Genomic DNA, 21,978 nt, shown 5'->3' on the forward strand with positions numbered 1-21,978 from the left:
GGCACTTCCTGCGCCACCACGAACTCGCCGACCTTGTTGTCGAGCGTCGTGATCTGCGGCGTCGAGAGCAGGTTCGACTTGGACGAGGTGCCGAGCGCCTGGACCAGGATCGAGAAGTCGTTGCCGATGCCGATATTGGCGGTGAGCCCCGGCCCGAGCGCCGCCGCCATCGGCACGCCGAGCGCGTCGAGGATCGCGCCCAGGGACGGCCCCGCGGTGCCGAACGAGGTCGCCGCGCCTTCGACCTGAGTCAGCGCCGCGCCACTGGTGCCGAGCTGGATGGCGAGCTGTTCGGCCTCTTCGCCGGTGATCTCCGCGATCGCGGCTTCGATCAGCACCTGTGGGCGGCGCACGTCGAGGTCGGCGATCAGCGCCTCGATCGCGGCGACCGCGCTCGGCGTGCCGCGCACCACGACCGCGTTGATGTCGGGCGAGGGCTGGACTGTCACGTCGGGGGTGGAGAATCCCTGCGGCGTCCCTTGCTGGGCGCCGCCCAGTTGTGCCGATTGCTGTTGCGAAGCCGCAGCCGCCGCTGCGGCGGTCTGCGCCGGATTGCTGCCGCCCTGCGCGATCAGCCCGCCGAGCATACCGGTCGGGCTGCGCGGGTTACGCTGTCCCGACAGGCTGCGCGCCACGGGATTGTTGGTCGTCGCCTCCTGTCCGAGCACGCCGCGCAGCACCTCGGTCACCGCCTCGGCATCGGCATAGTTCAGCCGGAACACGCGCGTCATCGGCGCGGCGCCGCCCGGCGCATCTAGCGAGGCGATCATGCGCCGCGCATCGGCCACCGCGCCCGGCGTGCCGCGCACGATGATCGTGTTGCTGCGCGCGTCGCCGGCGACCTTCGCGCCGCCCGCCGCATCGCCCAGCACCGCCTGAAGCGCCTGCGCGACTTCGGCGGCATTGCCGTTGCGCAGCGTGACCGTGGCGAAGGTCAGCCCGCCGCCACCGCCGTCGAGCGAGCGCAGCAGGCCCTCGATCCGGCGGACATTGTCGGCATAATCGGTGACGACCACGGCATTGGGCTGGGCCAGCGGCTCGACGCTGCCGAAGCTCGCCACCAGCGGCCGCGCGATGCGCGCGGCTTCGGCGGAGGGCACGTTGGCGAGGCGGATCATCCGCGTGACCAGTTCCTGCCCCGACGCGCTGCGCGACGAGACGCCGCCGTCGCGCACCGCGCTGCCCTGCGGCACGATCCGCCACGCCCGGCCCGAGCGCACCGCCGCAAAGCCATTGGCGCGCAGCACCGACTGGAACAGCTCCCACACCCCGTCGGGCGAGAGCGGCTGGGCGGAAGTGACGGTCACCGTGCCCTTGACCGCCGGATCGAGGATCAGCGTGCGGCCGGTCAGGCGCGAGATCTGGTCGGCGACATCGGCGATCTCGACCCCGCGCATGTTGACGACGATGTCCGCCGCCTCGCTTTGTTGGGCGAGCACGGGTTGCGCGGTCATCGCGACCATCGCCAGAGCAAGAACGGAACTGCGGATCTTGGGCACGGGATCGATACCTAGCGGGTCGGGACGGTCAGCGTCACGGGCTTTCCGTCGCGGGTGATCTGGACTTGGGCGGAGCCGCTCGCCTGGGCGGCGGCAAGCGCGGTGGCGGCGCTGGCCTGGCTGGTGACCGGCGTGCCGTTGATCGAGGTGATGACGTCGCCCGGCCGCAGCCCCGGCGGCGCGTTGGCGCCGACCTGGAGGCCGCCGCCCGGCGCGGGCGCGAGGCTGGCGAAGGCCGACGTGGCGGCTGGCGGCGGCGGCGCGGGCGGCGAGCCGGGCTGGAGCGGTGCGGAAGGCGGCGCCTTGGTGAGCGCCGCGGCCTGCTGTTCGGCGGTCAGCGTCGGATCGGGAAAGGCGAGGAACTCGATCCGCCCGTTGACCCGCAGCAGCACGCGGTCGCGCAGGATGCCCTCGATCACCCCGCCACCCGGCGCCTCGCCGATGCGGAACGGTTTGGAGGGTTCGCTACCGACCTCGATATAGGCGACCGAGAGCGATGCGGGCGAGGCGGCGAACACGCCCTTGAGCCGCAGCGGCAGCGCGGTCGCCTGCGATGCGTCGGTCGCCGCGCCCTTGCCGAATGGCGCGAAGGCGAGGGCAGGGGTGATGTCCGCCACCTGCGCCACCGGACGCGCGCCCGACGGCACCGTGACCGCACCGGTGCCGGCATGGCCCGCGATCCGCCAGGTCAAGCCGGCGAGCGCGACCGCGACCGAAATCACCACCGCGGCGGTCGCGATGTCGAGCGCGGTGCGTGACTGGCGCGGCGACAGATCGAGGATACGGATCATGTCCCGCTGCCCTCCACGAAGCCGTCGAGCGATGCAAGCGGAGTCCGTTCCGCGCCCTTGGCGAACACCTGAATGCGGACCTTGTCGATCGCGGCGTCCTGCGTCCGCGTGCGGGCGACGGCTACCCGCCATGGCTGGCCGAGCAATTCGGTGTCGGGTGCGTTGGCGGCGGGGTCGGCGAGCTGGATTTCGGCGAGCCGGTTCTCCGCCACCCACATCGCGGCGGCGCGGCGTTCCATTGCGCGAGTCGAATCGATGTGCGTCTCGACCGCACGGATCAGGCCCACGGTGGCGATGGCGAGCACCGCCAGCGCGACCAGCGCCTCGATGAGGGAAAAGCCAGAGTCTTTGCTGGTGGTCCCGGCCTTGCCGGGACGCGGCACCTGCCCGCTCCCCCACCCGGCCACCCATAGGATACTGGCGTTGGGTGGCCGGGTGGGGGAGCGGGCAGGTGCCGCCACGGAGCGCAGCGACATCAAAGCGCCGCGGCCTTGCTCGCCGTCGCGGTGATGCCGTCGTAACGCACCACCCAGCGTTGCGCGCCATTTTCGATCGTGGCGTTGAGCGGCTTGCCGCCGCCATCGACCCCGAGCATCACCGGCGGCGCGGCGTCGATCGTCACGACGATCCCACCCGGCAGCTCATGCGGCGCCAGCGCATCGCCCAGCGGCACCAGCGCGCCGTCACGCCCGACCGCAGCGAAGCCGTAGCTGTGCTTTTCAGTGGTGAAGGCAATGATCCGGTCGCCCAGCATCGCATCGTCCGCCGCCGCCTGAAGCCGCAGCGCCAGCCGCCGCGCTTCGGTCTCGACCGATGGCGCACGCGTCGCGGTGCCGATGCCCAGCGCCACGCCGCCCGCCGCGACACCGATGATGACGAGCACGATCAGCATCTCGATGAGCGTCATGCCGCGCTCGGACTCAGCGATGGTGGTCCCCCGCAAGTCGCTCAGCCGCCCTTGGCGTCGAGATCGGCGTCGAGTCCTTCGCCGCCCGGTTGCCCGTCCTTGCCCAGCGACTTGAGCTCGAACGCGGCGCCGGTCGCCGAATAGACGTAAGGATTGCCCCACGCATCGACCGGATTCTCGGAGACATAGCCGCCATCGGGCCATGCGGCAGGCAGCGGCGGCGTCGCCGGCTTTTCGGCCAGCGCCTTCAGCCCCTGTTCGGTCGTCGGATATTGCCCATTGTCGAGCCGGTACATTTTCAATGCGCTCGACAGGCTGGCGAGGTTGGTTTTGGTGGTGGTGACGCGCGCCTGATCGGGGCGGCCGATCACGTTCATCGTGACCAGCCCCGCGACGATCGCGATGATCACCAGCACCACGATCATCTCGAGCAGGGTGAGGCCCGCTTCGCTCGCCGGCACCGCGCGGCGCTTGCCCTTCAGCGGCGTGAATGCCACGGTGTCATCGAATTGTTTCAAAACTATGCGCATCGCGGCCACATGCGTCCTTCTCGTGAAAGCAATGTTACACTCCGAGCCTCTGGAACCATGACCGGCCAAGCCATATCCGACACTGCGGAACCCGGTGCCGGCGGCGTATGGACGCTGTCGGGCGGGCGGCCGATCATAGCCGAGCCCGGCGGTCCTGCAACCATGCTGGTCCCGAGCGAATCGGTGCTGTTGCTGGCGGTCGACCTGCCGCTGGCAAGCCGCGCCAAACGGATCGCCGCGCTGCCCTTCGCGATCGAGGACCGTATCGCCGATCCGCTCGACGCGGTGCATATTGCTTTGGGCGCGGAACTCGCGCCGCAACGCTATCTCGTTGCCGTCGTGCGCCATGCGCTGATGCGGCAATGGGTCGAGGCGGCGGATGCGGCGGGCCTCGGTCATGCCGCGCTGGTGCCCGACGCGCTGGCATTGCCATTGCCCGAGGCGGGCGAGTGGAGCGCCGAGGCGGCGGGCGGGCGCGTGCTGGTGCGAACCGGTGACGGTACGGGCTTTGCCGTGGCATCCGCGCTGGCAGGCCCGGCATGGGAAGCCGCGGGCCAGCCGCGCATCTGGAATGTCGGCGCGACGCCGATCGGCGAACTGCCGCAGGAACCACGCACGCCAGATGATGCGCTGGCCGAGCGCCTGTTCGTCCCGCCGGTCGATCTTCGGCAGGGCGCCTATGCCCGGCGCACGGCGATCGGCAACCACTGGCTGCGCCGGCTCGGCTGGATCGCCGCGGCGGGCATCGCCGCGCACACGGTGATCGCCGCCGCCGATACGGTGATGCTGCGCGTGATCGCCGAGCGCCGCGCCGAGGATACGCGCGCGGTGGTGGCGCAGGCCGCGCCCGGCACCAATGTTTCGGGCGACCTGCGCGCCAGTGTCGCCGATCTGCTCCCCCCGCCGGGACCCGCAGGCAGCGCGTTCGTCCCGCTGATCACGCGGACCTCGCGCGCGCTCGCCCCGCTGTCGAGCGCGGTCACCGCGCGGACGATGCGGTTCGAGGGCAATGCGCTGACGCTCGAACTCGATCCCGGCGACCCCGGCCTGGCCGAGCGCGTGCGCGGTGCGCTGCGCGCCGGCGGCGTGCCAGCGGAGGTGACGGCGGCGCCCGACGGCGCGATTCGCGTGACGGTGCGCGCATGACCGTGATCCGCATCATCCGCATGCCCGCGCTCGAGGCCGCTTTGCTCAAGTCCGAGCTGTGGTGGGCCGGGCTGACGATCCGCGAGCGCTGGCTGGTCGGCACGCTCGGCGGGCTGCTCGCCGCGCTGATCCTCATCTTCGGCATCATCAAGCCGCTTCAGACCGCGCGCGCCGAGGCGCTGGCCGACATTCGCACTTATGAGACGCTGACCGCCCGCGTCCGCGCGGCGGGCGTGCTGGTCGCGCCGGGCGCTCGCCCGCAGCTCCGCGCCGAACCGCCCGCACAGGCCGCCGAAGCGGCTGCGCGCGAGGCGGGCCTGACCGCGACGGTGGCGCCCGGCGGGGCAGGGCTGACCGCGCAGGTCGCCGAAGCGCCCTATGAAGCGGTCGTCGGCTGGATCGCCAACGTCGAGCGCACCACGCCGCTCCGCGCCCGCCGCGTCGAACTGCTCAAGGGCGGCGCGCCGGGCCGCGTCAACGCCACGGTGGAGTTCGGCCAGTGAGCGAGGCGCTGATTCTCACCGACGCTCAGCCGGCGGCCTTGCCCTATAGCTATGCGCGCCGCGCCGGCGTCGTGCTGCGCCCCGGCGCCGCCGGCCTCGAATGCATCCACCGCGCCGCCGCGCCGCTCGACGCGCTGCTCGAAGTCCAGCGCATCGCGCCGGGCGTGCGCTTCGTCAGCGCCGACGATGCCGTGTTCGATCAGGCGCTCGCCGCGACCTATTCGGGCAGCGGCGCCGCGGCGGCCGAGTTCGATCTCGGCGAGATGGACCTCGCCGCGCTCGCCGACAGCGCCGCGGCGGTCGACGACCTGCTCGACGCGCGCGACGATTCGCCGGTCATCCGCCTGATCAACGCGCTGCTGCTCGAAGCGGTCAAGGAAGGCGCGTCGGACGTCCATGTCGAGACGCAGGAGAAGCGCGTCGTCGTCCGCTTCCGCATCGACGGCGTGCTGCGCGACAAGCTCGAACCGCGCCGCGAACTCGCGCCGTTGCTGGTCAGCCGTATCAAGGTGATGGCGAAGCTCGACATCGCCGAGAAGCGCGTGCCGCAGGACGGCCGCGTCACATTGCGCATCGGCGGGCACGATGTCGATGCGCGCGTCTCGACGCTGCCGACCCAGCATGGCGAGCGCGTGGTCATGCGCCTGCTCGAAAAGGGTTCGCTCAAGCTCGACCTCGAGCAACTCGGCATGAGCGAGCGCGACCGCAATGTCTTCGCGCGTCTGCTCGAACGCCCGCACGGCATGCTGCTCGTCACCGGACCGACCGGCTCGGGCAAGACCACCAGCCTTTATGCCGCGCTCCAGCGGCTAAACGACCGCAAACGCAACATCATGACGGTCGAAGATCCGATCGAATATGAACTTGCCGGGATCGGCCAGACCCAGGTCAATTCGCGCACCGGCATGACTTTCGCGCGCGGCCTGCGCGCGATCCTGCGGCAGGACCCCGACGTGATCATGGTCGGCGAGATCCGCGATCAGGAGACCGCCGAGGTCGCGGTGCGATCGGCGATGACCGGGCATTTCGTGCTCTCGACGCTGCACACCAACAGCGCGGTCGGATCGGTGACGCGCCTGATCGACATGGGGGTCGAGCGCTATCTGCTCGCGCCGATGCTGGTCGGTCTGGCGGCACAGCGGCTGGTGCGGCGGTTGTGCAAGCATTGCCGGCGCGAGGATGTGGCGAGCGAAGGCGATTCGCTGATGCTTGGCGGCGCGGTCAAAGCCGGCGAGACGCTGTGGCGCGCCGCCGGCTGCGACGAATGCGGCGGCGACGGCTATCGCGGGCGCGCGGGCGTGTATGAAGTCGTCGCGATCGACGACCGCTTCCAGGCGATGATCCATGACGGCGCATCCGAAGCCGAGATCGAGGCGCACGCGCGCAGGGACAATCCCAGCCTGCTCGACGATGGCATCGCCAAGCTGCGCGCCGGTATCACCACCGTCGAGGAAGTCGCGCGGGTGACGAGGGAAGAGGCCTAGTGACCACCTACGCCTATCGCGCCGCCGACCGGGCCGGCGCGCAGCGGAAGGGCAGGGTTGAAGCGACGAGTCCCGCCGCCGCCCGCGCGATGCTGCGCGAGCAGGGCCTGCTTCCGCTCAGCGTCGATGCCGCCGGCGAGCGCAAGTCGATCGGCAGCATCCAGCTCCCCAAGCTCGGCCGCGCGGGTATGTCGTCGCGCGAACTCGCCACCGCCACACGCCAGATCGCCACACTTGTCGGCTCCGACATCCCGGTCGAGGAAGCGCTGCGCCTCGCCGCCAGCCAGTCCGAGGCGCAGCGCGTCTCCTCGATCCTGCTCGACGTGCGCGCCGCGATCCTCGACGGGCGCAGCTTCGCCAGCGCGCTCGGCCAGCATCCCAGGACCTTCCCTGAATTCTACCGCGCCTCGGTCGCGGCGGGCGAAGCCTCGGGCAAGCTCACCGAGGTGCTCAATCACCTCGCGCACTTCGTCGAGCATCGTCAGGCGAACGCGCAGAAGCTGCAACTGGCTTTGCTCTATCCCGGCCTGCTCGCGACGGTGTCGCTCGGCGTGATCGTGCTGCTGCTGGTCTATGTCATTCCCGACATCGTGAAGGTGTTCGTGTCGCGCGGCACCGACCTGCCGCTGCTCACGCGCATGCTGATCGCGGTGTCGAGCTTCCTGCAGGATTGGGGCCTCTACATCCTGCTCGCCGCGTTGGTCGGCTTCCTCATCTTCAACCGCTGGGCTGCGAACCCTGCCAACCGCCTCAAGGTCGATCGCGGCTTCACCGAACGCTGGCCGTTCCGCCGCTTCAGCCGCCAGCATAATGCCGCGCGCTTCGCCGGCAGCCTCGCCACGCTCGTCTCCAGCGCTGTGCCGCTGGTCGAAGCGCTCCACGCCGCCGCCGCGGTGACGCCCAACCGCTGGGTCCGCGACCGCGCGCTCCATGTTGCCGCGCGGGTGCGCGAAGGCATCAGCCTGCGCGGCGCGATGAGCGAGGCGGGCGTGTTCCCGCTGATGCTCACCGCGATCGTCGCCTCGGGCGAAGCGAGCGGCCAGCTCGGTCCCGCGCTGAGCCGCGCCGCCGACGAACTCGACCGCGAACTCGATGCGATCACCACCGCTCTGGTCGCGCTGGTCGAGCCGCTGGTGCTGCTGCTGATGGGTGGCCTCGTGCTGATGATGGTGCTGGCGATCCTGCTGCCGATCATCAATCTCAATGATCTTGTGACGCTCTAGAGCTGTCCCGCGATCGCCACGCCCGCGGGCAGGCCGATGAACGGCAGCAAGCGCGCGCCGTCGGCGGTCAGCCGCAGCGATAGCGCGCCATCGTCGCTCAATGTCGCATCGACCAGCGTCTGCCGCCGCTGTGCGGCCGGGGTGATGCGGATGCGCGTCTCCGTGCCGATCTTCTCTGCCGTCAGCAGCAAGGCGGGCACCGGCACCGCCGCGCCGCCGCTTTTGGGCGTGCACACCCCCGGATCGGTGGTCAGCTTGCCATCGATCATCTGGCCCGACCCGCCGATCGCGATGCGCTCGAACTCGGTCTGCATGACGAGGTCGCAGGTGAAGGGGAGGTTGGGCTGCAGCGCGTCGAGCAACGAGGCATGCGCGCTCCCGCTGACCTGATCGAGCACGGTCCGCCCGAATCGCACCAGCCCGCGTCCGCCCATGTCGGTATCCGGCCCGGTCGCCTTCCAGTCGGCGGCGAAGGCGAGGCTGGTGAGCGAGCGCAGCGGCGCCCAGTTCCACTCGACCTTGCTCCCGCCGGCAATCCCGACCTTGCCATTCCACACCGTTCCCGCGATGCCGGTGCGCCACGGGCGGTTGCTGAACGCCACGCCCGCCGGCATCGTCGCGACCATCGCCAGCGCATAAGCCGCTATGCCCAGCAGCACGAAGACGGTAAGACGCCGCCGTGCCGACCACGACGCCCGTATTTCCTCGCCGGACGCTGCTGCGATCAGGCCTTCTGTTGCCGCTGGCATGTGGTGGCATTCCCTCCGTATTGGCGGCCGACAAGCCCAAACGCGACAAACGGCCGGTGGCGCTCTTGCTGCCCCTGAGCGGCTCGCGCGCCGCGCTGGGCCTTAGCATGCGGCAGGCGGCGTTGCTCGCGGATTCTGGCCCGGAAATCACCGCTTACGACACCGGCGGTACTGCCGCGGGTGCCGCGCTGGCGGCGCAGAATGCGCTGAAAGCGAAGGCGGCGATGATCCTCGGACCGGTGACCGCCGAGGAAGCCAGCGCGGTTACGGCGCAGGCCGCTGGCCGCGTGCCGGTGATCGCGTTCAGCAACAACGCCGTGGTGCGTGCGCCCGGCACCTTCATCTTCGGCATCACCCCCAGTCAGGTGACCAGCGCGATCCTGCGCTACGCCCGCTCGCGCGGCGTGCGCAACGTCGTGGTGATCGACGACACCAGTCCGTGGAGCGCCGCCGCGGCGCTGGCGGCGGGCCGCATTCAGGGCGAGATCGGCATCGACGTGCGCGTGGTCACGGTCACCCCCGGCCAGCCGCTCCCGTCAGCAGGCGACGCGCCCGACGCGGTGCTGTTGCCCGGCAGTGGTGAGGCGGTGCTCGCCGCCGCGCGCAATCTCAAGGCGACCGGCATCCAGCTGCTCGGCACGGTGCAGGCGCTCGACCATCGCCCGGCTGCGCTCGAAGCGCTCGACGACGCGTGGATCGCCAGCCCCGATCCGGCGGCGTTCGGCAAGTTTGCCGGCGAGTTTCGTGCGCGTCACGGCGGCGATCCCGGTGCGCTGGCCGCGCTCGCCTATGACGCCGGCGCGATCGTCAAGGTGCTGCGCGAGAAGGGCGCGCTGGGGCTGGCGGGCTTGCTCGCCGAAACCAGCTACACCTGCATCACCGGCAACGCGCGCTTCCGCACCGATGGTAGCGTCGCGCGTGAACTCGCGATCCTCGTCGCCAGCCCCGAGGGCTACAAGCCGGTGGCGGTGAGCCAGGGGGCATGAATCCGCCCGAGGGTGAGCAGGGGTTTACGCTCCTCGAACTCATCATCTCGCTGGGACTGTTCGCCCTGATCGCGGTCGCCGGCCTCGGCCTGCTCGATAGCGTCCTCAATGTGCAGGGCCGCACCGAGGCGCGCTTGAGCCGTCTCGCCGATCTGCAGCGCGCGATGTTCGTTATCCAGAGCGACCTCGATCAGGTCACGCGCGGCGAGATTTCGGGCGGCGGCAACACCGTCGCGTTCACGCGCGTCGCTGGCGGGGTCGGCGGGCCGGCGGTGGCGGTCAGCTATGGCGAGGCGGGCGGCACGCTCGTCCGCTCGGCGCCGCAGCCGCAACTGCTGCTGCAGGGCGTTACCGGCACACGCTGGCGGTTTCGCGACGGCGACGCCTGGATCGACCGCTGGCCGCCCGACGACGAACGCAAGGGCGAGTGGCCGCGCGCGGTCTCGGTCGAACTGCAAGTCGCGGGGCAGGGGCCGCAAGGCACACTCCGCCGCATCGTCGTGCTGCCGGTGCAGCCCAGGGAAACGCCATGAAGCCGCGCGACGACGAGCAGGGCATGATCCTGGTCAATGTCCTGATGTTCGTCGCCATCGCCAGCGGCCTGGTGCTGCTGATGATCAGCCGCGAAGAGCTGGCGCTCGACCGGTCGCTGCGCGGGCGCGAGGCGGCGCGGGCGGCGGCGATCGTGCGTGGCGGCGAGCTGGCGGCGATCACCGCGCTTCGCCGCGACGCGATCGAGGCGCCCGATGTCGATCACGCTGCCGAGCCCTGGGCCGGGATTGGTGCAAAGGGCGCGGCGATCGACGGCGGCAGCTTCGACCTCGCGGTCAGCGACGCCGAGGGTCGCTTCAACGTCAATTCGCTGCGCAGCGGCGCGGTCGATCCGGTGGTGCTGTTCCAGAAGCTCGCCGCCATCGCCGGTCTCACCGAACAGCAGACGACCGACGCCATCGCCTATGTCCGCGCGATGGGACCGGTCAGCGACACGCGCCCGATCCGCTTGCTCCCCGGCGCCGATCGAAATGCCGTCGCGCGGCTCGAACGCATGGTCACCGCGCTCCCCGGCACCACCGCGGTCAACCTCAATGCCGCCGATCAGGAGTTGCTGACGCTGCTGTTCGATGATCGGGTGATCGCCGAGCGGCTGGTTGCGCTGCGCAAACGCAACGGCCAGATCACCCTGCGCGATCTGTCCGATCAGAAGGTCACGCAACCGCCCGGCACCTCGTTCCGCTCCAACACCTTCTGGGTCCGCGTGCGCGCGACGATTGGCGGCACGGTGCAGGATGGCGCGACGCTGATCCAGCGCCGCCGTATCGACGAGCGCACGGTCGAGGTCGTTCCCGTGGCGCGCTGGCGCAATGCCGCTGTTCCGCCCGAGGCACCCGCGATACAGTAACACGCGATACCTTCGAGGAGATTCGCATGTTCGACCGCTTGTTCCTCCGCCACCCGCGCGAGGTGGGGGAGAGCTATGGCGAGCATTTCGCAACCGCCGCGGGCTTTGGCGCGTACATGGTCGTCGGCGGCCTCGCCTGCATCGTCCATGCGGTCGTGCCGTCGCTGTTCGTGCGCACCGCCAGCGACACGGTCAAATCGCTCTACGGCCGGATGAAAGCGCGCCAGCCTGCCTTCGCCGAACGTCCGCCCGCCTTCACCGAACCGGAGTGGCAGCTCGAATACGAGATTTGATCGCATGGCAGGCATCGAGCATGTCGCGATCGTCGGCGCGGGCTTTTCGGGCACGCTCCAGGCTATCAACCTGCTGCGCCACGACGGCCCGCGCGCGACGCTGATCGAACGTGGCGGTCGCGCCGGCGAGGGGCTTGCTTATGGCGCAGCGCACCCGAGCCATGTGCTCAACGTCCGCGCCGGCAATATGAGCGCCTTTCCCGACGATCCGGGTCATTTCGCGCGCTGGCTCGAAGGACGCGGCGTGACCAATGCCGCGTCGTCCTTCGCCTCGCGCGTTACATATGGCGAATATCTGCGCGAGATGCTCGACGCCGCCATTGCGTCGAGCGGCGGGCGGCTGACGGTGAGCTATGGCGAGGTCGTCGATGCGGTCGAGCAGGGCGAGGGCGTCGCGCTCGCCTTTGCCGATGGCGGGGTGCTGGAGGCGGACGCTGCCGTGCTTGCGGTCGGCAACTTGCCACCGCACGACCCGCCGGGCCTCAATCCCGATGCGCTGCCCGGCGATCTCTACAAGGGCGACCCCTGGGCGTCGGACGTCGCCGACGGCTTGAACGCCGACGATACGGTGCTGGTGGTCGGAACCGGGCTGACGATGGTCGATGTCGCGCTGATGCTCGAGGCCAGAGGATTTGCCGGGCGGATCATCGCGCTGTCGCGGCGCGGCCTGCTGCCCCGCCGGCATGAGCCGGCGGCGGACTGGGCGAGGATCGAGGAACGTCCGGCGACAACCGCTTCGGCGCTGGTCCGCAAGGTGCGCGTCCGCGCCCAGACGATCGGCTGGCGCAACGCGGTCGACGAACTGCGTCCCTTCACTCAACCGATGTGGGCCAATGCCAGCGAGGCGGAGCGTGCGCGCTTTTTGCGCCACCTGCGGCCGTGGTGGGACGTCCACCGCCACCGCCTCGCGCCCGAGGTCGCCGACCGGCTGGCGGCGATGCAGTCGCGCGGGCAACTCGACGTGATCGCCGGCAAGACGCTGGCGTTCGTTCCAGGCGAGCGCGGCGTTGACGTAAGCTGGCGTCCGCGCGGCGAGCGCTCGGCACAGGCGATGACCGTGCGGCGAATCGTCAACTGCACCGGCCCGCTCGGCGACCTTGCCCGCACCACCGATCCGCTGCTCGCCGCGCTGCGCGGCCGCGGCGCGATCCGCCCAGACGCCGCGCATCTCGGCATCGACGTCAACGGCGTCGGTCAGGTGATCGGTTCAGCAGGGCAGCCAAGCGACCGGCTCTACGCCATCGGCCCGATGACGCGCGGCGCGTTCTGGGAGATCGTCGCGGTCCCCGACATCCGCCGCCAGACCTGGGACGTGGCGCGGCGGCTGTCCAACGCGCAATGGGTCGGCGGCGAGGGGCTCTAGCGGGACAAACCCGAACGGATGTTGCTACCGGTCCTTGAGCAACGCCCCGACCGAGGCGTCGAAATGCCCGGTCATCGCATCCAATGCCGCCTGCGGATCGCGCGCGCTGATCGCGTCGGCGAGCGCACGATGGTTGACGATGATCGAGTGGCGCTGTTCCTCGGTCGTCCGCGTCTTCCACGCCTCGGGCACGGCGACCTGCATCAGCGGCTCGAACGAGCGGACGATCGCGACGAACAGCGGGTTGCCGCTCGCCTCCGCGATCAGCGTGTGCAGCGCGATGTCGTGGTCGGTCGGCGAGTGGTCGTCGACCTCGTCGGCCATCCTGTCGACCAGCGCGTGGATCGCGGCGGCCTGCGCATCGGTGCGGTTTTCCGCGGCGAGCGCGATCGTGCGCAATTCGATCGTGCGGCGCACGTCCCACACATCCGCGACGCTGATCTGCGCGGTCGAAACACCGTGATCGAGCGAGGCGGCGAACACCGACCCGTCGATCGCGGCGACGCGCGGCTTGCGGCCGTTGCCGACGTCGATCATGCGCAACGCCGCGAGCGCACCGAACGCCTCGCGCATCACTGCACGGCTGACGCCCAATTCGCCTGCGAAATGGCCTTCGCCGGGCAACGTGTCGCCGACCCGCAGCCGCGAATCGCGGATATGCGCGGTGACTGCGTCCATCGCCTGCTGGACGAGCGAGGGGCCCCCGCCGTTTATCACTCCGTTAACGCTCATGCTGCGCGACGAATCGCCCGGAAATCGCTCGGTGACAAGCCGAATCGGCGGCCGAACGCACGCGTGAAACTCGCATTGTTGAGGTAGCCGCTGGCATAGCCGATGCTCGACACCGGCAGGTCGGTGGTCAGCAACTTGGCCTGCGCCTCGGCCAGCCGCCGCTCGGCCAGCGCCTCGCTGATCGTGCAGCCATAAAGGTCGCGAAAACCGCGCGTCAGCTTGGCGCGGTTGATGCCGCAGGCGCGCGCGATCCAGTCGAGCGTCAGCTTTTCGCTCCACTGCCGGTCGACCATGCCGCGCGCCGCGACGATGGCGCGCGTATCGCGCTCGCTCAGCACGCCGTCACCGGCAAACGGCACCAGCGAACCGGCGTTGAGCGCCTCGACGGTCTCGCACAGCAATTCCAGGCTCTTGGCAAAGCGGTAGGTGATCAGCGCATCGCCGCTCCGCCCGGCATCGGCGACACGCATCAGGATCGCGGCCAGCTCGTGCGAAACGTGGAAGGTGTCGCCGTCCATGCCCTCGGCGGTCCAGCCATAGAGCCGTTCGACCGCGCGGCGCGCCACCACCAGCAGCGACGTGTCGTCGGCGCCAGCCATCTCCAGCAGCATCGGCACCGCGGGGCGGGCGAACACGCGCAGCGTCGCGCCCTCGGCGCCCAGCGCATAGGCGAACAATACCGGATCGGGCGGCAGCACATCGGCGCTCACGGCGACCGGGCCGATCAGCACGGTCATCTCGGGCGAGCCGATAATGATGGCAGGGTTCTGCATGACCTCTCCTCCTCTTTCGAAGGAGCATGACCTTTCAGATAGCTTGAGTCAATAGCTATCAGATAGGTTCGGCGATGGCGGACTCCGGTGCGGTGCGCATCGCCTGCCAGAACGCGGCGACCGACGCCCCGCTGACGACCACCCCGACCATCGCCAGCGCCTCCGCCAGATGCCGCTCGCCGCCCATCCAGTCGCTCACCGCCGCGACCAATGTCGGCGCGATGCCGAAGCCGATCAGCCCGGCAACCGCGATGAACGCACCGATGCAGAGGCCACGAAGCTCGTTGGGCAGCAGCACTGTCAGCGCGACCGAAACGACGAGGCCCGTCACCGTCCCACCCAACATCAGCGCGCCCAGCGCGACGGCGAAGCCGGTCACATCGGGAATGATCGGGAACAAAGCCGCCGGAACGCCTGCCACCGCCGCGATCACTGCGCCGATCAGGATGCCGCCGCGACGCCCGCTCTTCTGTCCCCAATCGGCCGCGATCCCGCCCAGCACCGCGCCGGCGAGGCCGGTGAGCAGGATCAGTGCGCCCATCCACCCCGCGAACTCGCTCGGCGTCAGGCCATGGTTGCGGGTCAGCACCGGCGCCGCCCACACCATCGCGGCGTTATCCGCCATCACCACGCTGACCTGCCCGGCGAACAGCGGGATCAGGAAGCGGCGGCGCGACCACAGTTCGGCGGTGACGACGCGGAAGGGTGGTCTGGCCTGCGCCGAAGCAATCTCGTGCCGCGGCGGCTCGCGCAACAGCAGCAGCGGAAGCGACAGCGCGAGGCTCAGCAACGCCAGCACCGCATGCGTGCTGCGCCACGGGCTCAGCCCGAACACGGTCGTGCCGTGGCCGATGAACCAGCCGATCAGCCAGCCGCTCACCGCGAACCCGCCGGCGATCCCGATCGTCTTGCCCAGCGATGTCATCAGCGCCGCCCGCCCGCGATGCTCGGGAACGACCAGATCCGCGCCGAGCGACAAAGCGGCGGTGAGCGACCCGGTCGCGCCGATCGCGGTCAGCATCCGCGCCATGAACAGGATGTTGGCATCGGGCGCGGCGGCGGTCAGCGCCGTTCCCGCGGTCCACACCAGCGCCAGCAGGATCATCAGCCGCACGCGGTTGGCGCGGTCGACGAGGATGCCGATCGGCACCGACAGCAGCACCATCGGGATCGCCGCCGACACGCCCTGCACCAGGCTCAGCGCATAGTCGCTCAGCCCCAGCTCGGCCTTGGCGGCCTCCTGCACCGTGCCGAACGATCCCATCGCGGTAAAGCCCACCGCCATCGCCAGCGACAAGGCGAGCAGGGCAGGCACCGAGTGGGAGAAGGCTGGCACTTGTGATAGCCCCTCCCCTTCAGGGGAGAGGTTGGGGTGGGGGCTATCCACGCGCATCACGGTCTCGATGAGACGGCTACGCCCCACCCCCAACCCCTCCCCTGAAGGGGAGGGGCTTGATGATGCCCTTTCGGCTTCATCACAGCTGGAAGATCTTGCCGGGGTTGAACAGATTCTCCGGATCGAGCGCGCGCTTGATCGCGCGCATCAGATCGACCGCGTCGCCCAGTTCCTCGACCAGCCAGTCCTGCTTGCCGATGCCGATGCCATGCTCGCCGGTGCAGGTGCCGTCCATCGCCAACGCGCGCTCGACCAGCCGCGCGTTGATCGCCTCGACCTCGACCATTTCCTCGGGCGCGTTGGGGTCGATCGAGAAGACGACGTGGAAATTGCCGTCGCCGACATGCCCCAGGATCGTCGCCGGGATCGCCGACTTGGCGAGGTCGGCATGCGTCTCCTCGATACATTCGGCCAGCCGGCTGATCGGCACGCACACGTCGGTCGCCCAGCCGATCGCGCCGCTGCGCAGATTGACCGCGGCATAATAGGCCTCGTGCCGCGCCTTCCACAGCTTCGAGCGTTCTTCGGGCAGATTAGACCAGGCGAACTCCCCGCTGCCATTTTCCGCCGACAGCATCTTCACCATCTCGACCTGCTCGCCGACCTGCAGCGGGCTGCCGTGGAACTCGAAGAACAGGGTGGTCAGCTCGGGATAGTCGAGCTTCGACCATTTGTTGCACGCGCGCATCTGCATCGCGTCGAGGATTTCGACGCGGGCCAGCGGAATGCCGAGCTGGATCGACTGGACGACGGTATCGACCGCGCCCTTGAGGCTGTCGAAGCCGCACACCGCCGCGCTGATCTGCTCGGGGATCGGATGCAGCCGCAGCGTCACTTCGACCACGATGCCGAGCGTGCCTTCGGATCCGACGAACAGCCGGGTGAGGTCATAGCCCGCCGCCGACTTGCGCGCGCGGCGGCTGGTGCGGATCACGCGGCCATCGGGCGTCACCACCTTCAGCCCCAGCACCGCCTCGCGCATCGTGCCATAGCGCACCGCGTTGGTGCCGCTCGCACGAGTCGAGGTCATGCCGCCGATCGTGGCATTGGCGCCGGGATCGATCGGGAAGAACAGCCCCTGATCGCGAAGATGTTCATTGAGCTGCTCGCGCCGCACGCCGGGCTCGACCACGCAGTCGAAATCCTCGCTGTTCACCGCGAGGATGCGGTTCATTTCGCTGAGATCGAGGCTGACCCCGCCATGGATCGGCGTGGCATTGCCCTCGATCGAGGTACCCGCGCCGTATGGCGTCACCGGCACCTTCGCTTCGCGGCACAGGTTCACCGCGTCGATCACATCCTCGACCGAGCGCGCGAACACCACCGCGTCGGGCAGCATCGTCTCGAAATGCGTCTCGCTCGCGCCATGTTGGGCGCGGATCGCCTCGCCGGTCTGGAGTTGCGCGCCGAACCGGTCCTCGAGCCGGGCGCGGAAGCCCGGCTCGAGGTTGGACGGTTTGAAGGCTGCGGGATCGGAGTGCATGTCGCGTCCCCCCTGCGTCCGGATCAGAACCGGATCGCGGCTTCGGCGCCGATCACGCGCGGCTGGATGACCGCCGCCGAATATAGCGCGCCTGCCGTGTTGGACGGCGTGCCGCTCAGCGGGCCGGCGACCACGATCGCGCGCTTGTCGGTCAGGTTCTTGACGAAGGCCGAGACCGACCAGCTGCCGCTTTCGATCCCGGCGCGCAGGTCGAACGTCGCGTAGCTCTCGAGCTTCTTGGGGAAGCGGTTGGTGTAATCGCTCTTGCGATCGCCGACGTAATTGGCGGTCGCGCCCAGGTTCAGCTTCGCCGATCCGCCCAGTTCTGCCGTGTAGTTGGCGCTCAGCGAGCCCGTCCAGCGCGGCACATAGGGCAGGCGGTCGCCGTTGAGGCCGCCCGCGGCCGGCGCGTTCGCGGTCAGCTTGGCGTCGGTATAGGCGATGTTGCCGGTCAGGTTGAACCCGCTGGCGGGCGCGGCGCGCAGCGTCAGCTCGGCGCCCTGGCTGCGTGCGCTGCCGCCGTTGACCAGATAGTTGAACCCGCCGCCGCTGGTCTGGATCTGGACGTTGTTCCAGTCGGTGTAGAACAGCGCGCCCTCGGCCGAGAAGATGCGGTCCGGCGTCGACGCCTTGATGCCGACCTCATATTGAGTCAGCTTGTCGGGCTGGAAGGTCAGCGGGATGTTGCCGGTCGGCGGCGCGGGGTTCGGGCCGCCGGGACGATAGCCGGTCGCTGCGCGGCCATAGATCATCAGATTGTCGGAGACGCGGAAGCGCGGGGACACCATCCACGTGGTGATCGTCGCTTCTTCCTTGCCCTTGGCGGCGAGCGTCGCGGTGGTGGCGCCGGCGACGATCGCGCCGGTCGAGAGCGAAATCAGCAGGCCGCGATAATCCTGCACATAATTCTGGTTGTCATGCGCCACGCGGATGCCGCCAAGCACGTCGAAGCGGTCGCCCAGATGGATGCGCGCATTGCCGAAGAACGAATATTCCTCATAGGTCGAGTCGATCGACGCCACCGCGAACGGCGGCAGCGTGGTGATCGGAGCGCCGGTGGCGGTCGAGAAATAGTCGATATTGGGGATGCGGTTGGTGCTCGATTCGTGAGTCCAGTAGACGCCGCCCTGCAGGTCGAGGAACCCGCCCAGATCGGTGGCGCTGGCGCGAACTTCCTGCGACCACCGCTCGGTGTGCTTGATCGTGTTGACGCGCATGCCGAGGTTCGGCGGCACGGCGATCCCGGCGAAGACGGCGAGCACCGGCGCGTTGCCGGTGAGAATGGCGGCGAAACTGCGTGTCGCGTCGCCGATCTCGCGGAAATAGATGCGCTGATAGGTGGTCGACGAAACCAGATCGATCTTGCCCAGATCGGCGTTGAACGTGGCATTGTAGAGCCGCAGCCGGACATAGCCGCGCTCCGGCACGAAGCGGTTGTTGGTCAGGTCGCCGTTGATCGGGCGCAGCGTGACGGCATCGACATCGACGCCGTTCGCCGCGTCGCTCGTGGTGTCCTGGGCGATCGCCGAAATCTGCATCCGCACATCGGGGCCGAGTTGACCGGTCAGCGCGACGCGGCCGCCGCGGACATAGGCGGTGTTGGCATCCTTCTCACCGATCCGCGGATTGACGTTGTCGACATAGCCCGGATCGCGGCGATAGAATCCGGCGACGCGCAGTGCGAGGCCGCCGGGCGACAGCGGAATGTTGACCATGCCGCGCGCCGAATAGCCGACCTCGCCCTTGGCGACCGCGGTGATGCCGGCTGACATGCGTCCCTGGAATTCATCGAGGCTCGGCGTGGCGGTGGTGAATTTGAGCAGACCGCCCACGGCGCCCGCGCCATAGAGCGTGCCCTGCGGCCCCTTGAGCACTTCGATCTGGCCGAGATCGGCCGGGTCGAGATCGGGCGTGATCGCGTTGCCGCCGGTATAGGCGTTGACCGATCCGACCGGCGCTTCATCGACATAATAGCCGGTGGTCGAACCAGGCTGCGCGGCGCCGGTGGTGATGCCGCGCAATGTGACCTGCGCGTTGCCGGTGCGGCCGCTGGTCAGCGACAGGCCGGGGATGCGCGAGGCATAGTCGGAGAAGCGGACGACGCCTTCCTTCGACAGGTCGGTCGCCTGAACCACCGACACCGATGCCGGAACGTCCTGCAGGCGCTCGCTGCGCTTGGTCGCTGTGACGATGATCTCATTCTCGCCAACGACTGCTTCGGTCGTGGCGGGGGCGTCCTGCGCCTGCGCGACATGCGGCAGGCTCAGCGCCAGCGCGGTGGTCAGGGTCAGGCGGTGGATCGTGCGCATCATATCGTCTCCCATGCCGGCCGGGACTCATGCCCGCTCGGTTCGATCTTTCACCTATCCGATAGCTTGACCTATCTGAAAGGTCCAGCGGCTATGCCGATCCGCACGCGCGCTTCGCCGGATCGCTCACCAGCAGGTATAGCCGCCATCGGCGAGGACGATGCTGCCGGTCATCAGGCTCGCCGCGTCGGAGGCGAGGAACAGCACGACCGCGGCGACTTCCTCGGGTTCGCCCAGCCGGCCTTGCGGCGTGCCGTCGATCCAGCGGCGATACATCTCGCCTTGCTTGTCGGCAAAGGCGTTGAGCGGCGTCGCGATATAGGTCGGCGCCACCGCATTCACCCGCACGCCGCGGTCGGCCCATTCGGCGGCGAGACTTTTCGTTAGCTGGTGCACCGCGGCCTTAGAGGCATTGTAATAGCTTTGCGGCTGCGGGCGGTTGACGATGAAGCCCGACATCGACCCGACATTGACGATGCTGCCCGAGCCCTGCGCCAGCATATGCCGCCCGAACGCGCGCGCGCACCAGAAGCTGCCGTTGAGGTTCACGTCGAGCACGTTGAGCCAATGCTCGTCGGCGACATCTTCGGCGGGCGTCTCGCTGCGCGCGATGCCGGCATTGTTGACGAGAATGTCGATTCGCCCGGCGCTCGCCGCCAGCGCATCGGCAGCGCCGGTGACAGCGGCGGAATCTGTCACATCGAGCGGTATGCCCGCCACCTCATAGCCCTTCTCGCCCAGCGCCCGCCGCGCCGCCTCGATCGCGCGTGCATCGCGGTCGCCGATCGTCACCCGCGCCCCAGCCTCGGCCAGCGCCTCGGCGACGCAATAGCCGATGCCCTGAGCCCCGCCGGTGATGAAGGCGGCCCGGCCGTCGAGCCGGAAACGGTCGAGATACATGATGAAGCTCCGAAATTCAGGGAAGAAAGCGCGCCGCCGGCATCACCGGCTCGCTGACCGTGTGCCCGGCCTCGAGCTGATAGACCTGCCGCGTCGTACCGAATTCGGGCCAGGGCAGCGCGCCGCTGCTGGCATAATCGACCCACAGCCGGTGGACATGGTCGGCCAGCGCCTGTGGCGGCGCCTCGCCGGTCAGCCCGCGCGCACCGCTCGTCAAAGCCAGCGTGTCGAACACGAACGGCAGCTCCATGCCGTGCGCCGCGCCCAATTGCCCGCCGCATGCCGGCGAGCGCCAGTCCAGCTCATACAGATGCGTCCGCCCGCGATGCGCCGCGGCGAATTGCCGCGCGGGCCAGCGGAACACGAAGTCGCTCAGCGCATCGGTCATCGCATGCCCGGCCTTCACGCCCGGCTTGCCCAGCCCATAAGCCGCCAGCGCCTCGCGCGCCCGCGGCATCGACCGCCCGACCAGCAATTTGACCAGCCAGCCGGGGATCTTCTCGCGCACCCCGGTCGGCACATGATAGAGGTTCATCTCCTGCGCATTGGTGCCGATCAGCACCTCCACATCCCCACCGACCCCGCCGGCCAGCGCGGCGAGCGGATGTTGCGGCAGTACATCGTCGCCATAGACCGGGATGAAGCGGCTGATCCCATAGACCGGCTCGAACCCGTTTTCGTCGCGCAAATCGATCTTCCACGGCAGCGCGAGCTTCTCGATCGCGTCCACCCCGCGCATCGGCTCGACCGAGCGAAACCCGTCTGCGTCGGGCGTGACCCGCAACAGCTTGGCCAGCTTGCGCACCAGCCGCTGCGCGACCGGAATCTCGCGCACCATCGACCCGTGCCCGCTCTGAATGATCGCGCGGCGAAACAGCCCCTGCGCCGGCGGCGAGGCGACGAGGTTCGCGGTCGCCATCGCCCCCGCAGATTCGCCGAACACCGTGACGTTGTCCGGATCGCCCCCGAACGCCGCGATATTGGCCTGCACCCATTTCAGCGCCGCGATCATGTCGCGCAGGCCGAGATTGGTCGGCACGCCCGGGATCGGCAGAAATCCCTCTATCCCCAGCCGATAGTTGATCGACACCATCACCACGCCGTCGCGGGCAAAGGACGTGCCGTCCTGCACCGGCACGTCCTTGCTGCCGAGCACGAAGCCGCCGCCATGGATGAACACCATCACCGGGCGGCCCACCGCATCCTGCGGCGCCCATATGTTCAACGTCAGATGATCATCACCGCGCGTGCCGCCGTCACCGACCAGCGGCACGATGTCGAGCGCGGGCAGGGTGGGGGTGCGCTGCGGCGCGCTCGGCCCCGGAACGGTCGCATCGCGCACGCCCGGCCACGGCTGCACCGGCTGCGGCACGGCAAAGCGGTTCGTTCCCACCGGCGGCGCGGCATAGGGAATGCCCAGAAAGCGGCGGACACCACCGGAAACGGCGCCGCGAATCTCGCCATCAGGCAGGCAAAGGGTCGTATCGGTCATCGCGTCGCCCTAACGCGCCA

22 protein-coding genes are annotated in these 21,978 nt (G+C 69.3%); 9 read left to right on the forward strand and 13 right to left on the reverse strand.

Going from position 1 to position 21,978, the window contains the following annotated elements:
* From M9978_RS00005 to gspG, 5 genes are all read right to left on the reverse strand, one after another.
* The coding region (locus M9978_RS00005; RefSeq protein ID WP_254290728.1) for a secretin N-terminal domain-containing protein at positions 1-1,463 on the reverse strand (1,463 nt) is incomplete at its 3' end.
* Between the two features lie 47 nt (positions 1,464-1,510).
* On the reverse strand, positions 1,511-2,290 hold the full coding sequence (locus M9978_RS00010) for a type II secretion system protein N (protein ID WP_254290729.1): 780 nt from the start codon (positions 2,288-2,290) through the stop codon (positions 1,511-1,513).
* Entirely contained in the window at positions 2,287-2,766 is a 480-nt protein-coding gene (gene gspI, locus M9978_RS00015) for a type II secretion system minor pseudopilin GspI (RefSeq protein ID WP_254290730.1), read from the reverse strand. The genes M9978_RS00010 and gspI overlap by 4 nt, the downstream gene beginning before the upstream one ends.
* Positions 2,766-3,233, reverse strand: a complete 468-nt coding sequence (locus M9978_RS00020) for a prepilin-type N-terminal cleavage/methylation domain-containing protein (RefSeq protein ID WP_367305019.1) — start codon at positions 3,231-3,233, stop codon at positions 2,766-2,768. The genes gspI and M9978_RS00020 overlap by 1 nt, the downstream gene beginning before the upstream one ends.
* A gap of 5 nt (positions 3,234-3,238) precedes the next feature.
* Positions 3,239-3,727 carry a type II secretion system major pseudopilin GspG gene (gspG, locus tag M9978_RS00025; RefSeq protein ID WP_254290732.1) on the reverse strand — a complete coding sequence of 163 codons (489 nt, stop codon included), beginning with the start codon at positions 3,725-3,727 and terminating at the stop codon, positions 3,239-3,241.
* A 57-nt stretch (positions 3,728-3,784) separates the two neighbouring features.
* Between gspG and gspL the strand changes: the two genes are divergently transcribed.
* Genes gspL through M9978_RS00045 form a run of 4 tightly spaced genes read left to right on the forward strand, consistent with a single transcriptional unit; the run spans position 3,785 to position 8,083 of the window.
* Positions 3,785-4,873: a type II secretion system protein GspL gene (gene gspL, locus M9978_RS00030; RefSeq protein WP_254290733.1), complete on the forward strand. Its 1,089-nt coding sequence runs from the start codon at positions 3,785-3,787 to the stop codon at positions 4,871-4,873.
* The gene (locus tag M9978_RS00035; protein WP_254290734.1) at positions 4,870-5,376 is read left to right on the forward strand and encodes a type II secretion system protein M; all 507 of its coding nucleotides are present in this window, start codon (positions 4,870-4,872) and stop codon (positions 5,374-5,376) included. The genes gspL and M9978_RS00035 overlap by 4 nt, the downstream gene beginning before the upstream one ends.
* Positions 5,373-6,860, forward strand: coding sequence for a type II secretion system ATPase GspE (gene gspE / locus M9978_RS00040; RefSeq protein WP_367305020.1), 1,488 nt, complete (start codon positions 5,373-5,375; stop codon positions 6,858-6,860). Before M9978_RS00035 ends, gspE begins: the two co-directional genes overlap by 4 nt.
* Positions 6,860-8,083: a type II secretion system F family protein gene (locus M9978_RS00045; protein WP_254290735.1), complete on the forward strand. Its 1,224-nt coding sequence runs from the start codon at positions 6,860-6,862 to the stop codon at positions 8,081-8,083. The genes gspE and M9978_RS00045 overlap by 1 nt, the downstream gene beginning before the upstream one ends.
* On the opposite strand, the gene M9978_RS00050 is transcribed toward M9978_RS00045, so the two are convergent.
* Positions 8,080-8,832, reverse strand: a complete 753-nt coding sequence (locus M9978_RS00050) for a hypothetical protein (RefSeq protein WP_254290736.1) — start codon at positions 8,830-8,832, stop codon at positions 8,080-8,082. The two genes, M9978_RS00045 and M9978_RS00050, sit on opposite strands and share 4 nt — an antisense overlap.
* 56 nt (positions 8,833-8,888) lie before the next feature.
* On the opposite strand from M9978_RS00050, the gene M9978_RS00055 reads away from it, so the two are divergent.
* From M9978_RS00055 to M9978_RS00075, 5 genes are read left to right on the forward strand one after another with little or no spacing between them, the layout of a single operon-like run.
* Positions 8,889-9,818 carry a penicillin-binding protein activator gene (locus tag M9978_RS00055; protein WP_254290737.1) on the forward strand — a complete coding sequence of 310 codons (930 nt, stop codon included), beginning with the start codon at positions 8,889-8,891 and terminating at the stop codon, positions 9,816-9,818.
* Complete coding sequence (locus tag M9978_RS00060; RefSeq protein ID WP_254290738.1) at positions 9,815-10,351, forward strand: type II secretion system protein GspJ; 537 nt, start codon at positions 9,815-9,817, stop codon at positions 10,349-10,351. Before M9978_RS00055 ends, M9978_RS00060 begins: the two co-directional genes overlap by 4 nt.
* Entirely contained in the window at positions 10,348-11,217 is an 870-nt protein-coding gene (locus tag M9978_RS00065) for a type II secretion system minor pseudopilin (protein WP_254290739.1), read from the forward strand. Before M9978_RS00060 ends, M9978_RS00065 begins: the two co-directional genes overlap by 4 nt.
* Before the next feature lie 26 nt (positions 11,218-11,243).
* On the forward strand, positions 11,244-11,510 hold the full coding sequence (locus tag M9978_RS00070; RefSeq protein ID WP_254290740.1) for a DUF6356 family protein: 267 nt from the start codon (positions 11,244-11,246) through the stop codon (positions 11,508-11,510).
* A gap of 4 nt (positions 11,511-11,514) precedes the next feature.
* Positions 11,515-12,873: an FAD/NAD(P)-binding protein gene (locus tag M9978_RS00075; protein WP_254290741.1), complete on the forward strand. Its 1,359-nt coding sequence runs from the start codon at positions 11,515-11,517 to the stop codon at positions 12,871-12,873.
* Positions 12,874-12,897: 24 nt separating this feature from the next.
* Here the strand turns inward: M9978_RS00075 and M9978_RS00080 are convergent, their stop codons facing one another.
* The 7 genes from M9978_RS00080 to M9978_RS00110 all read right to left on the reverse strand — a co-directional run bounded on the left by M9978_RS00080 (position 12,898) and on the right by M9978_RS00110 (position 21,958).
* Positions 12,898-13,605: a FadR/GntR family transcriptional regulator gene (locus M9978_RS00080; protein WP_254290742.1), complete on the reverse strand. Its 708-nt coding sequence runs from the start codon at positions 13,603-13,605 to the stop codon at positions 12,898-12,900.
* A complete protein-coding gene (locus tag M9978_RS00085) occupies positions 13,602-14,378 on the reverse strand; it encodes a helix-turn-helix transcriptional regulator (RefSeq protein ID WP_254290743.1) in 777 nt (258 codons plus the stop codon). Before M9978_RS00085 ends, M9978_RS00080 begins: the two co-directional genes overlap by 4 nt.
* 58 nt (positions 14,379-14,436) lie before the next feature.
* Complete coding sequence (locus M9978_RS00090) at positions 14,437-15,714, reverse strand: MFS transporter (protein ID WP_254290744.1); 1,278 nt, start codon at positions 15,712-15,714, stop codon at positions 14,437-14,439.
* A 139-nt stretch (positions 15,715-15,853) separates the two neighbouring features.
* Entirely contained in the window at positions 15,854-17,257 is a 1,404-nt protein-coding gene (locus M9978_RS00095) for an FAD-binding oxidoreductase (protein WP_254290745.1), read from the reverse strand.
* Positions 17,258-17,280: 23 nt separating this feature from the next.
* Positions 17,281-19,566 carry a TonB-dependent receptor gene (locus M9978_RS00100; protein WP_254290746.1) on the reverse strand — a complete coding sequence of 762 codons (2,286 nt, stop codon included), beginning with the start codon at positions 19,564-19,566 and terminating at the stop codon, positions 17,281-17,283.
* Positions 19,567-19,692: 126 nt separating this feature from the next.
* On the reverse strand, positions 19,693-20,466 hold the full coding sequence (locus M9978_RS00105; protein ID WP_254290747.1) for an SDR family NAD(P)-dependent oxidoreductase: 774 nt from the start codon (positions 20,464-20,466) through the stop codon (positions 19,693-19,695).
* 16 nt (positions 20,467-20,482) lie between these two features.
* The gene (locus tag M9978_RS00110) at positions 20,483-21,958 is read right to left on the reverse strand and encodes a carboxylesterase/lipase family protein (RefSeq protein WP_254290748.1); all 1,476 of its coding nucleotides are present in this window, start codon (positions 21,956-21,958) and stop codon (positions 20,483-20,485) included.
* Positions 21,959-21,978 lie beyond the last annotated feature (20 nt).

This window comes from Sphingomonas tagetis (assembly GCF_024211275.1).
In the GTDB taxonomy this organism is placed as follows: domain Bacteria; phylum Pseudomonadota; class Alphaproteobacteria; order Sphingomonadales; family Sphingomonadaceae; genus Sphingomonas; species Sphingomonas tagetis.

Coding starts and splice junctions, on each gene's coding strand:
- M9978_RS00075 (WP_254290741.1), top strand. CDS start 11,515: ATGGCAGGCATCGAGCATGTCGCGATCGTCGGCGCGGGCTTTTCGGGC.
- M9978_RS00110 (WP_254290748.1), bottom strand. CDS start 21,958: ATGACCGATACGACCCTTTGCCTGCCTGATGGCGAGATTCGCGGCGCC.
- M9978_RS00100 (WP_254290746.1), bottom strand. CDS start 19,566: ATGCGCACGATCCACCGCCTGACCCTGACCACCGCGCTGGCGCTGAGC.
- M9978_RS00060 (WP_254290738.1), top strand. CDS start 9,815: ATGAATCCGCCCGAGGGTGAGCAGGGGTTTACGCTCCTCGAACTCATC.
- gspG (WP_254290732.1), bottom strand. CDS start 3,727: ATGCGCATAGTTTTGAAACAATTCGATGACACCGTGGCATTCACGCCG.
- M9978_RS00085 (WP_254290743.1), bottom strand. CDS start 14,378: ATGCAGAACCCTGCCATCATTATCGGCTCGCCCGAGATGACCGTGCTG.
- gspL (WP_254290733.1), top strand. CDS start 3,785: ATGACCGGCCAAGCCATATCCGACACTGCGGAACCCGGTGCCGGCGGC.
- M9978_RS00080 (WP_254290742.1), bottom strand. CDS start 13,605: ATGAGCGTTAACGGAGTGATAAACGGCGGGGGCCCCTCGCTCGTCCAG.
- M9978_RS00095 (WP_254290745.1), bottom strand. CDS start 17,257: ATGCACTCCGATCCCGCAGCCTTCAAACCGTCCAACCTCGAGCCGGGC.
- M9978_RS00035 (WP_254290734.1), top strand. CDS start 4,870: ATGACCGTGATCCGCATCATCCGCATGCCCGCGCTCGAGGCCGCTTTG.
- M9978_RS00105 (WP_254290747.1), bottom strand. CDS start 20,466: ATGTATCTCGACCGTTTCCGGCTCGACGGCCGGGCCGCCTTCATCACC.
- gspI (WP_254290730.1), bottom strand. CDS start 2,766: ATGTCGCTGCGCTCCGTGGCGGCACCTGCCCGCTCCCCCACCCGGCCA.
- M9978_RS00070 (WP_254290740.1), top strand. CDS start 11,244: ATGTTCGACCGCTTGTTCCTCCGCCACCCGCGCGAGGTGGGGGAGAGC.
- M9978_RS00050 (WP_254290736.1), bottom strand. CDS start 8,832: ATGCCAGCGGCAACAGAAGGCCTGATCGCAGCAGCGTCCGGCGAGGAA.
- M9978_RS00065 (WP_254290739.1), top strand. CDS start 10,348: ATGAAGCCGCGCGACGACGAGCAGGGCATGATCCTGGTCAATGTCCTG.
- M9978_RS00010 (WP_254290729.1), bottom strand. CDS start 2,290: ATGATCCGTATCCTCGATCTGTCGCCGCGCCAGTCACGCACCGCGCTC.